Raw genomic sequence first — 10,260 nt, 5'->3', positions numbered from 1 at the left:
CCGCGCGCGGGACGCCCCGTCCGGCGGGCCGCCGCTACCGTGGGAGGGCGCGGGCCGGTCCCGGCGGCGCGCGCCGACGAGGGAGCCGACCATGCCGCACGAAGCCGACGTCCGCCGCTTCGCCGTGGAGGAGGTCCGCCCGCCCGTCGCGGTCGGCGCGGAGGGCTGGGACGACTTCGTGGCCCTCACCGACGTCGTCAACCGCGCGCAGTCGCACGACCTCGGGCACGACGCGTTCGTCTGGCTGCCGCAGGAGCTGATCGCCGACTACGCCGACGTGGCGCACGTGCGGAAGCGCCTCTTCGCCGCGCGCGTGGACGGCCGGATCGTCGGCCGGGGGCTCCTCACGACCTGGCTGCACGACCCCGAGACGTCCGACGTCGCGGTGTCCGTGATCCCCGAGCACCGGCGCCACGGGATCGGCCGGGCGCTGCGGGAGCGCGTCGAGCGGATCGCCCTCGACGACGGCTGCCGGACGCTCATGGGCTTCACGATGCACCGCGCCGAGGCGAACGGATCACCCATCCCCTCTCCGACGGGCATCGGCGCGGTCGGCGCCGACGACCCCTCCTCGCGCTTCGCCGTCGACGCCGGCTACCGCCTCGGCCAGACCGCGCGCACGAGCTCGCTCGACACCGTGGAGGCGGCCCCGACGCTCGCCGGCCACCGCGCCGACGCCCGCGGTGCCGCCGGCGACGCGTACCGCGTGGTCTCGTGGGTGGACGCGACGCCCGAGCACCTGCTCGACGACCTCGCCGTGCTGCACACGCGCATGTCGACCGACACCCCGCAGGGCGACCTCCCGCAGTCGGAGGACGCGTGGGACGCCGGCCGGATCCGCGAGGCGGAGGCGCGGCGCGCGTCAGCCGGACGCACGGGGCTCACCACGGCGGCCCTGCACGTGGCGACGGGCCGGCTCGTGGGCTTCACGGAGATCGCCGTCTCCCCCAGCGGGCGCCGCTCCGACGGCCACGCCTACACCTACCAGCAGGACACGCTCGTGCTGGCCGAGCACCGCGGCCACCGCCTGGGCATGCTCCTCAAGGTCGAGAACCTGCTGCTCCTGGCGCGCGAGGCACCGGAGGCGGACCGCGTCGTCACCTGGAACGCCGACGAGAACCGCCCGATGCTCGCGGTGAACGAGGCGCTGGGCTTCCGGCACGTGGGCACGAGCGGGAGCTGGCTGCGGGAGGTCGCACCGGCGCGCTGACCGGCGCGCGAGTCACGCCGCCGCGTCAGGATCGGGCAGCACCTGGCAGTGCGGGCACAGGTGCGAGCCGCGGTTCATGAAGGCCTCGCGCACGATCGGCGTGCCGCAGCGCGGGCACGGCTTCCCCTGCTGACCGTAGGCGTTGAGCGAGTGCGAGAAGTAGCCGGACGCGCCGTTGACGTTGACGTACTGCGCGTCGAAGCTCGTGCCGCCCTCGGCCAGCGCCCGCGCGAGCACCTGGCGCACCTCGGCGAGGAGCCGCAGCGCGCGCCCGCGTCCGAGGGCGTCGGTGGGGTGCGCGTAGTGGATGCGCGCGGCCCACAGCGCCTCATCCGCGTAGATGTTGCCGATGCCGCTCACGAGGGTCTGGTCGAGGAGAGCGCGCTTGATCCCCGTGCGCCGCCGCGCGAGCCGGTCGAGCAGCAGCTCGTCGTCGAAGGCCGGGTCGAGCGGGTCGCGCGCGATGTGCGCCACCTGCGTCGGCACGAGCGCCGACGGGGATCCGCGGCCACCGGCATGCCCATCGGGTGTCGGCACGAGGCGGTCGACGGCCATCGACCCGAAGATCCGCTGGTCGACGAACGCGACCACCAGCTCGCCGTGCACCGGGTGCTCGATGCCCATGCGGATCCGCAGCAGGCCGTCCGGGTCGGAGCCGGGCTCGCGGAGGAGCACCTGCCCGCTCATGCCGAGGTGCGTGACGAGGGCGCGGGGGCCGGTCGTGTCGCGTCCGGCGTCGGGCTCGAGCGGCAGCCACATGAACTTGCCGCGGCGGACGGCCGAGGTGATCACGCGGCCGACGAGCAGGTCGACGAACGCGCCCTCGAGCGGATCGTGCCGCTTGAGGGAGCGCGCGTCGAGGATCTCGACGCCCGTGACGCGCGCGCCGGCGACCGCCGGCTCCAGGCCGGCGCGGACGACCTCGACCTCGGGGAGCTCGGGCACCGCGGGTCAGGCCGTGGTGCGCGCCTCGAGGCGGGTCCACGCCTCGAGCGCGGCCGTCATCTCGGCCTGCTTCTTGCTGGATCCCTCGCCCGTCGTGCGGACGGCGTCGCCGACGGTGACGACGGCGTGGAAGCGCTTGCTGTGGTCGGGACCGCTGTCGCTCACGTCGTAGACGGGTGCGGGCAGGCCCTGGCGCGCGGCGGTCTCCTGGAGCGCGGTCTTCGGATCCATGGCGGCGCCGAAGCGCGCCGGGTCCTCCAGGAGCGGCGCGATGAGGCGGAGCACGAGACCGGTCGCGGCCTCTCCCCCGGCGTCGAGGTACGAGGCCCCGATGATGGCCTCGACCGTGTCGGCGAGGATCGACGACTTGGCGCGGCCGCCCGTGAGCTCCTCGCCGCGGCCGAGCAGCAGGTGCTTGCCGAGCCCGATGCGCGTGGCGACCTCCGCGAGGGCGACGCTCGAGACGAGGCTCGCGCGCCGCTTGGCGAGCTCGCCCTCGTCGAGGTCGGGGTTCTCGAGGTAGAGCATGACCGTGACGGCCTGCCCGAGGATGGAGTCGCCGAGGAACTCGAGGCGCTCGTTGTGCGGGATGCCGCCGTGCTCGTACGCGTACGAGCGGTGGGTGAGCGCGAGCTCGAGGAGCTCGGGGCTCACGTCCACGGCGAGGAGGCGCCGGAGCGCGTCGCGGTCGCCGTGGACGCGGGATCCCTGGGTGTCGGTCATGTCCGACGTGCCGTGCGGGTCGCGACTAGACGTCGGCGACCTTGCGGCCCTTGTACTCCATGTACAGGGGGGTGCCGGCGGCGTCCTCGACCACGCGGGCGCGGTGCGGCATGGAGTAGACGACCTTGCCGTTCTCGATGGTCTTGACGAGCGTGGGAGCCTCGGCCTTCCACTGCGAGCGACGCGCGCGCGTGTTGGATCGGGACATCTTTCTCTTGGGAACAGCCATGGCTAACTCTCATCTCTCTGCGTTTCGGTGTCGGCGTCTTCACGCGCCGCACCGCTGTCTTCGGAAGCTCGGAAGCCGGACAGGGCTGCCCAGCGCTGATCGATCACGGGTTCCGGGTCGGAGTCCGCCAGGACCAGGCTGATGCCGGGACCCAGATCGAGATCGAGGTCCTCGCCCGGCACTTCGGGCTGGAACGGCAGTGAAAGGACCACCGCATCCCGGATGACCGGCTCCAGGTCCACGTGCTCGTCCTGGACCTGGTAGTCGAAAGCTTCATCAAGACCATACGCGAATAGCTCCGCGAAATCGACCTGGACACGCTCCTGCATGTCGGCGAGCGTGCGCGCGGACTGGCCGTCGGCCACCGTGTCGACCTCGCCGGTGACCAGGATCCCGTCGTGCAGGGACTCCAGGCGCACGGTGACGCGCATCTCCCGGCCGGCGGGGACGGCGATGAGGCCCTCCCCCATGCGCTCGGGGGTGACGATGGTCAGGTCGAGCTCGCGCATCTCCCCGGGGCGGTGCACGATGTCGTGCACGTGGACCGTGAATGGGGTCTTCTGGAACCTGGACACCCGTAGATCCTACGGGGCGTCAGCCGGCGCGCCGGACGGCCAGCGCCTCCGCGACCGCCTCCGGCACGTACGGCGCGACGTCGCCGCCGAGCGCCTCGACCTGGCGCACGAGCGAGCTGGACACGTGGGCGTGCGCGGGATCGGGCAGCAGCAGCACGGTCTCGACGTCGGCGAGGTCGCGGTTCACGAGCGCCATGGGCGTCTCGTACGTCACGTCGAGCTGCGAGCGGACGCCCTTCACGAGCACGGTCGCGCCCACCTGCCGGCAGTAGTCGACGAGGAGGCCCGCGCCCCAGGAGTCGACACGGACGGTCGCGGGGAGGCCGGCGTCGCGGATCACGCGCTCGATGAGGGCGACGCGCTCCTCGAGCGGCAGCATGGGCGTCTTGCCGGGGTTGTGCACCACCAGCACGACGAGCTCGTCGTAGAGGCGGGCGGCCCGGCGGATCACGTCCAGGTGCCCGAGCGTGACGGGATCGAACGATCCGGGGACGACGGCGATCCGCTGCATCCCGCCAGCCTACGGGGGGCGCTCCCCTAGTTCTTGTCGAGGAAGGCGCGCTCCTCGTCGTCGAGCCGGCGGGCGAGCGCGCGGGCGAGCGCGGGATGGCCCTGGAGGTCAGGCGACGCCTCGAGCACGTCGTGGGCGTGCTCGCGCGCGGACTCGATGAGGTCGCCGTCCTGCGCGACGCGCAGCAGCCGGAGCGACGAGCGCCCGCCGGACTGGTTCGTGCCGAGGACGTTGCCCTCGCGGCGGAGCTCGAGGTCGACGCGGGCGAGCTCGAATCCGTCGAGCGTCGCGGCCACCGCGTCCACCCGCTCGCGCGCGACGGTCTCGGGCTCGGCGTGCGTGACCATGAGGCAGAGCCCGGGCACGCCGCCGCGACCCACGCGACCGCGGAGCTGGTGCAGCTGCGAGACGCCGAAGCGGTCGGCGTCGAGGATCACCATGGTCGAGGCGTTCGGGACGTCCACGCCGACCTCGATGACGGTGGTGGCGACGATGAGGTCGATGTCCCCCGCGGAGAACGCGCGCATCACGCGGTCCTTCTCCTCCCCCGACATGCGGCCGTGCAGCACGGCCCGGCGGACGGATCCGAGGCGCGGGTGCGCCGCGAGCAGCGCGTCGACCTCGGTGACGGTGGCGAGCGACGGCCGCGTGGGCGCGTCGTCGGCCCCCTCGGCGGCATCCTCGTCCTCCGCGTCGGGATCCTGCGGGTCGATCGCCGGGCAGACGACGAACGCCTGCCGCCCCTTCTGGATCTCCTCGGCCGTGCGCTCCCAGACCCGCTCGATCCAGCCCGGGTGCTCGTGCAGCGGGACGACGAACGACTCGATGGGCTGCCGCCCGCTCGGCAGCTCGGCGATGGTCGAGACGTCGAGGTCGCCGAACACGGTCATGGCGACCGTGCGCGGGATGGGCGTGGCCGTGAGGACGAGGACGTGCGGCGGGGTGCCGCCCTTCCGCCGCAGCGCCTCGCGCTGGTCCACCCCGAATCGGTGCTGCTCGTCGACCACGACGAGTCCCAGGTCGAGGAACTCGACGCGGTCGCCGAGCAGCGCGTGCGTGCCCACGACGATGCGCGCCTGCCCGCTCACGATGCGCAGCAGCGCGCGCTTGCGCTCGGCGGTCGAGAGCTGGCCGGTGAGCAGGGTCGGCATGAGCTCCGCCGCGAGGTCCGGCCCGAGCGACGCCGTGAGCGAGCGGAGGTGCTGGCTCGCTAGCACCTCGGTGGGCGCGAGCAGCGCGGACTGCCCGCCTGTGTCGGCGACCGCGAGCATCGCCCGGAGCGCGACGAGCGTCTTGCCGGAGCCGACCTCGCCCTGCACGAGCCGGTTCATGGGCCAGGTGCGCGCCATGTCGGTCGCGATCTCCTCGCCGACGAGCCGCTGGTCGCCCGTGAGCTCGAAGGGCAGCTGGGCGTCGAGCCGGTCGAGGTGGCCGCCCGGGGTCGGGATCCGCGGCGTGGCGGGCAGGGCGCGCGCCGCCTGCCGCCGCTGCAGGAGCGCGGTCTGGAGGACGAACGCCTCCTGGAAGCGCAGGGCGTCGCGGCCGCGTCGCCAGTCGACGTCCTTCTCGGGACGGTGCACGCCCTCGAGCGCCTCGCGGTACGGGAGCAGGCCGCGCTCGGCGCGCACGTCGGCGGGGACGGGATCCTCCAGGTCGTCGACCGCGTCGAGGGCCAGCTCCACCGACTTCGCGACCTGCCAGCTCGCCATGGAGGCGGTGGCCGGGTAGATCGGGATGGGCATCTCGGCCCAGCGGCGCGCGGCCGCGTCGGGCTCGCCGCCGGAGAGCTCCGGGCCCTCGTGCGCGTCGAAGAGCTCGTAGTCGGGATGGGCGAGCTGCAGGGCGCCGCGGTAGTCGCTGACCTTGCCCGCGAAGATCCCGCGGACGCCCGGCACCAGGTCCTTCGCGCGCCACGCCTGGTTGAAGAAGGTGAGGGTGAGGAAGCCGCGGCCGTCGGTGATCCGCACCTCGAGGATGCTGCCGCGCCGCGCCCGCATCGGCCGCTCGCGCACCTCGCGCACCTCGGCGACGATGGTGGCCTGCTGGTCGACGGGCAGCTCGGCCAGGGCCGTGAGCTCGCCGCGTCGGGCGTAGCGGCGCGGGAGGTGCTCGAGGAGGTCGGCCACCGTGCGCAGGCCGAACGCCTTCTGCAGCACGCCCGCGGTGCGGCCGCCCACGACGCCCGCGAGCGCGGCGTCGGATCCGGTCATCCCCCGAGTGTACGAGGGGCGTCCGACGCGGGCTGTCCGTCGGCCGGCCGGGCCGGTGGCGCGCCCGCGGTGCCGTCGTCCGGCCCGTCGTCGTCCCGCGGGCGGCGGTGGACGAGGGAGCGCGGGGCGACGCGGGCGAGGATGCGGTCGACGCGGCCCGCGCGGGCGCGCAGCGCGTCGCCCAGCGCCACGAGCGCGGCGGCCTGCGCGGCACCGGCCGCGGCATCCACCGGCGCGTCGGAGCGGGCGAACCGCTCCCGCTCGCGGGCGGTGACCAGGAGCGCGATCGGGTCGGCGAGCGACGGGTCGTCGCCCTGGAGGCGGCGGCCGAGCTCGCGCGGCGACTCGGTGTCCTGCACGCGGATCCCGAGGTCGAGGACCGAGTCCTCGGCCTCGCGCCATGCCGTGCCCGCCGGGGCGTCGCCCGCCTCGAGCGCGCGCAGCCGGCCGGAGCGGCGCGCCCGGCGCAGCAGGGCGGGTGTCGCGAGGAGGGCGAGCACCAGGAGCACGAGGGCGATCGTGCCGAGGGCCGCCCACGGGATCCGGACGCCCGCGGTGCCGCTCGCGCCGGGCGCGGCCGACGCGGTGGGCGCGGGCGTCGCGGACGGCGTGGCCTCCGTCGGCGCGCTCGGCGTCGCCGAGGGCGTGGGCCCGGCGGTCGGCGCGGCCGACGGCTGGGCGTAGGGCGCTGCCTGGCCGCGGCCCGGGGTCGGCTCGAACGCGATCCAGCCGATGCCGGAGAAGTACAGCTCTGGCCAGGAGTGCAGGTCGTGGGATCCGACGCGGTAGGTGATGAGGTCGCCGTCGCGGCCGACCTGGTCGCCCGGCAGGTAGCCCACGGCCACGCGCGACGGGATGCCCGCCTCGCGCGCCATGATCGCCATGGCCGACGCGAAGTGCACGCAGTAGCCCGAGCGCACGCGGAGGAACTCCCCCACCACGTCGACGCCGCTGCCGTCGTAGCCCTGCTGGACGGGCGCGTCCTCCGAGTAGCGGAACTGCCCGCCCGTGAAGAAGTCCTGGAGCGCGAGCGCCTGGTCGTAGGGCGAGTCGATGCCCGCGAGCACGTCGGCGGTCGTCGAGGCGACGATGGCCGGGGTGCCGTCGGGGATCTGCAGGTACGGCTGGAGGTCGTCGTCGGTCGCGGGGGCCACCTGCTCCAGCTGCGCGCGATCGGGGCGGGGCAGCTCGCTCGTCACGGTGTAGCTCTGGTCGCGGCTGTCGGAGTCGGACGAGCGGATCGCGAGGCCCTGCTCCGACCAGCGCCACGAGCCCTCGAGCCCGGTGACGCTGCGAGGCGCGTAGGGCGCGGGCAGCCATGCGCTCGAGGAGCCCTCGACCTGCACGCGCGCCTCGACCTCCTCGGCGGGGACGTCAGATCCGGATCCGAGGTCGGGCCCGATCTCGTCGACGGTGTTCCCGTCCGGCGGGCGCAGCGGCGAGGGCGCCCACTCGTCGCCCTCGAAGCGCGAGAGCGTCGTGACCTTGAAGTAGAGGGGCGTGAGGGACGCGGTCGAGTACCGGAGCGCCTCCACGTCGACGGGGCGGCGGAGGTCGTCGCCGAGGTCGAGGATCGGGTTGACGACGCGCGAGCCGCCCTGGCCGGACCCGGAGGCCGTCGGGAAGGTCGCCGAGGTGAGGCCCGGGACGATCGCGGGCGCGACGAGGGACAGGACGACCGCCCCGCCCGCGAGCGCGCCCGCGGAGGCGAGCGTCGTGCGCGCGGATCCCGCCGACCGGCCGGGCGAGGAGCGGCGCGGAGCGGGCGGAGGCGCGGGCCGGGATCCCCCGAGCAGGCCGGATCCGCTCCACCCGCCCTCCCGGTCGCTCTCGCGCGCGTCGGCGGCGAGCACCGCGAACCAGGCGAGCGCCGTGACGGCGAAGGACGCGATCGAGAACTCGCCCACGAGGACGGCCCCGGGGACCGAGACGAGCACGAGGAGCGGGAGCCCCGTGACGGCGGGGAGGCGGAGCGCGTGCGCGAGCACGTCGAGCACCACCGCGAGAGCGCCGACCGCGGCCACGATCACGAACACGATGGAGGCGAGCGGAGGCACGGGCGCCGAGCGCCGGTAGATCTCCCCGCCCGCCTGATCGCCGACGGCGAGGAGCGTGCGCACGGTGTCCGGGGTGGGTATCACGCCGAGGACGGCGGTGCGCGCGGCGAAGACGAGCGTCAGGAGGAGCACGAGGAGCACGAGGCCGCCCGCCGACGCGAGCAGGCGCGGCACGCCGACGGAGCGGAGCAGGGCGGCGGTCCCGAGCACGGCGGCGACGACCACGATGCAGAGCAGGAACCAGGCGCCCGGCTCGACGAGCAGGTGCAGGCTGGCGGCTCCCGCGAGGAGGGCGACGCCCAGCGCGGCGGTGAGCGGCCAGCGGGCGGCGGCGCGGCCGGCGCCGTGAACACGGCCGCGAGGGCCGGATCCGTCGCCGCGGCCGCGTCCGCCCGAGCGCTCGCCCGGCAGCGGGCGCGGCTCGACGCTCCAGCGCTCGCGGCCACCCAGTCCGACGGCGTCGAGGTCGGTCATCGCGCCATCTCCTCGGCGCGGGCCGCGCTCCAGGCGTCGGCGGGCCGGGTGACCTCGTCGAGGACGACGGTGCGCCAGCCGGACTCGCGCAGGATCCGCACGGCCTCGCCGTCGTCGCGGCCGTCGACGCGGCCCGCGTGCGCGAGGAACGCGACCGCGGGGCGGCACGCGGCGCCGAAGCCCGCGAGGCGCCGGGCCTCATCCTCGTCGAGGTGGCCGAGGACGGCGTGGATCGGGACCGCGCGACGGCTGCGGCGCAGGTCGGCCAGGGCCTCCTGCACGCCGTCGCGCTCGGGGTCGGATGAGGCCGGACGCACGCCCGCGAGGTGGAGGAGCAGGTCGCCCTCCGCGGCGGCGTCACCGGGACGCGCGGAGACGGGGGCCTGGCGGTCGGATCCCGCGGCCGTCTCGATCAGGTGCACCGCGTATCCGCCGCGCTGCAGGTGGACGCCCACCGACGCCGCGAAGGCGACCGCGCGCTCGAAGGCCCGGTCGCTCTCCCCGTCGTCGTCGGCGTGCTGCGGGAAGCCGGCCGCGCGCGTGTCGAGGAGCACGAGCGAGCGGGGGCTCGAGCGCTGCTCCTCCTGCCGCACCATGAGCTCGCCGTGCCGGGCGGTGGCACGCCAGTGCACCCGGCGGAGCGGATCCCCCGCCCGGTACTCGCGCGTGCCGAGGTCGTCCTCGCCGCCGTCGGCGCGTCGCTGCACGCGCTCGGACTCGCCCTCGGAGGAGACCTGCCCGCCGGGATCGGCCTCGAGGTCCGTCAGGCGCGGCGTCACGACGAGGCGCGAGGTGCCGCCCGCGACGTGCCGCAGCCCCATCAGGCGGAACGGGTCGTGCTCCTCGACGGCGAGCGGGCCCACCTCGTGGATCCCGCGCCGCTCGGGTGTGAGGTCGTAGCGGAGGACGGGCCGCGCCGACGAGCGGCGGGAACCGCGGGCGAGACCCCGCATCGACGGCAGCTCAGCCGGCGGCGTCGCGCCGTCGGACCCGGGCACGAGGTCGAGCACCCAGGAGCGGGGCGTCGGCATGGTCCCCGCGTTCGCGACGGACACGGTCACGGTCGTCGGCGTCCCGGACTCGACGACCTCCGACGTGAAGGTGCGCTCGACGTGCAGCCGCACCCGCGCGATCACGAGCCAGGCGGCGGCGAGCAGCGGGAGAGCGAGGAGGGCGACGCCGATGAAGACGAACTCGCGCCGCCCCGCGATGAAGGCGCCCGCGAAGGCGGCGACCCCGGCGGCGAGCAGGGCGATGCCGCGGAGGGTCGGGTGCGGGACGGCCTCGATGCCGATCCGGCGCATCAGGCGCGCGAGGGGCGGCACG

Annotated in this window: 9 protein-coding genes; 1 reads left to right on the top strand and 8 read right to left on the bottom strand. The window is 75.2% G+C overall.

Translation table 11 applies throughout. The features are described from left to right. Positions 1 to 91: 91 nt before the first annotated feature. Complete coding sequence (locus KYT88_RS07050; RefSeq protein ID WP_043587311.1) at positions 92 to 1,210, top strand: GNAT family N-acetyltransferase; 1,119 nt, start codon at positions 92 to 94, stop codon at positions 1,208 to 1,210. A 12-nt stretch (positions 1,211 to 1,222) separates the two neighbouring features. Here KYT88_RS07050 and mutM read toward each other — a convergent pair whose 3' ends face one another. Genes mutM through KYT88_RS07010 form a run of 8 tightly spaced genes read right to left on the bottom strand, consistent with a single transcriptional unit; the run spans position 1,223 to position 10,259 of the window. After that, complete coding sequence (gene mutM, locus KYT88_RS07045) at positions 1,223 to 2,155, bottom strand: bifunctional DNA-formamidopyrimidine glycosylase/DNA-(apurinic or apyrimidinic site) lyase (protein WP_043587313.1); 933 nt, start codon at positions 2,153 to 2,155, stop codon at positions 1,223 to 1,225. A gap of 6 nt (positions 2,156 to 2,161) precedes the next feature. Further along, positions 2,162 to 2,878, bottom strand: coding sequence for a ribonuclease III (rnc, locus tag KYT88_RS07040; protein WP_043587314.1), 717 nt, complete (start codon positions 2,876 to 2,878; stop codon positions 2,162 to 2,164). A 25-nt stretch (positions 2,879 to 2,903) separates the two neighbouring features. Beyond that, a complete protein-coding gene (gene rpmF, locus KYT88_RS07035; RefSeq protein ID WP_012038043.1) occupies positions 2,904 to 3,107 on the bottom strand; it encodes a 50S ribosomal protein L32 in 204 nt (67 codons plus the stop codon). A 2-nt stretch (positions 3,108 to 3,109) separates the two neighbouring features. Beyond that, a complete protein-coding gene (locus tag KYT88_RS07030) occupies positions 3,110 to 3,682 on the bottom strand; it encodes a YceD family protein (RefSeq protein ID WP_043587315.1) in 573 nt (190 codons plus the stop codon). A gap of 19 nt (positions 3,683 to 3,701) precedes the next feature. Further along, positions 3,702 to 4,193, bottom strand: coding sequence for a pantetheine-phosphate adenylyltransferase (gene coaD / locus KYT88_RS07025; protein ID WP_043587317.1), 492 nt, complete (start codon positions 4,191 to 4,193; stop codon positions 3,702 to 3,704). 26 nt (positions 4,194 to 4,219) lie between these two features. Further along, complete coding sequence (locus KYT88_RS07020) at positions 4,220 to 6,403, bottom strand: ATP-dependent DNA helicase RecG (RefSeq protein WP_043587319.1); 2,184 nt, start codon at positions 6,401 to 6,403, stop codon at positions 4,220 to 4,222. Next, positions 6,400 to 8,934 (bottom strand): transglutaminase TgpA family protein, encoded by a 2,535-nt coding sequence (locus KYT88_RS07015; protein WP_237583824.1) that lies wholly within the window; start codon positions 8,932 to 8,934, stop codon positions 6,400 to 6,402. The genes KYT88_RS07020 and KYT88_RS07015 overlap by 4 nt, the downstream gene beginning before the upstream one ends. Beyond that, positions 8,931 to 10,259 carry a DUF58 domain-containing protein gene (locus tag KYT88_RS07010; RefSeq protein WP_237583823.1) on the bottom strand — a complete coding sequence of 443 codons (1,329 nt, stop codon included), beginning with the start codon at positions 10,257 to 10,259 and terminating at the stop codon, positions 8,931 to 8,933. Before KYT88_RS07010 ends, KYT88_RS07015 begins: the two co-directional genes overlap by 4 nt. Position 10,260: the final 1 nt, after the last annotated feature.

It is taken from the genome of Clavibacter sp. A6099 (genome assembly GCF_021919125.1).
Lineage (GTDB): Bacteria > Actinomycetota > Actinomycetes > Actinomycetales > Microbacteriaceae > Clavibacter > Clavibacter seminis.
This window is presented reverse-complemented; position numbering and strand designations above follow the sequence as displayed.

What these genes read in the sequence shown, in the direction of transcription:
- rnc (WP_043587314.1), bottom strand. Translation starts at nt 2,878, where the DNA reads ATGACCGACACCCAGGGATCCCGCGTCCACGGCGACCGCGACGCGCTC.
- KYT88_RS07050 (WP_043587311.1), top strand. Translation starts at nt 92, where the DNA reads ATGCCGCACGAAGCCGACGTCCGCCGCTTCGCCGTGGAGGAGGTCCGC.
- KYT88_RS07020 (WP_043587319.1), bottom strand. Translation starts at nt 6,403, where the DNA reads ATGACCGGATCCGACGCCGCGCTCGCGGGCGTCGTGGGCGGCCGCACC.
- coaD (WP_043587317.1), bottom strand. Translation starts at nt 4,193, where the DNA reads ATGCAGCGGATCGCCGTCGTCCCCGGATCGTTCGATCCCGTCACGCTC.
- rpmF (WP_012038043.1), bottom strand. Translation starts at nt 3,107, where the DNA reads ATGGCTGTTCCCAAGAGAAAGATGTCCCGATCCAACACGCGCGCGCGT.
- KYT88_RS07015 (WP_237583824.1), bottom strand. Translation starts at nt 8,934, where the DNA reads ATGACCGACCTCGACGCCGTCGGACTGGGTGGCCGCGAGCGCTGGAGC.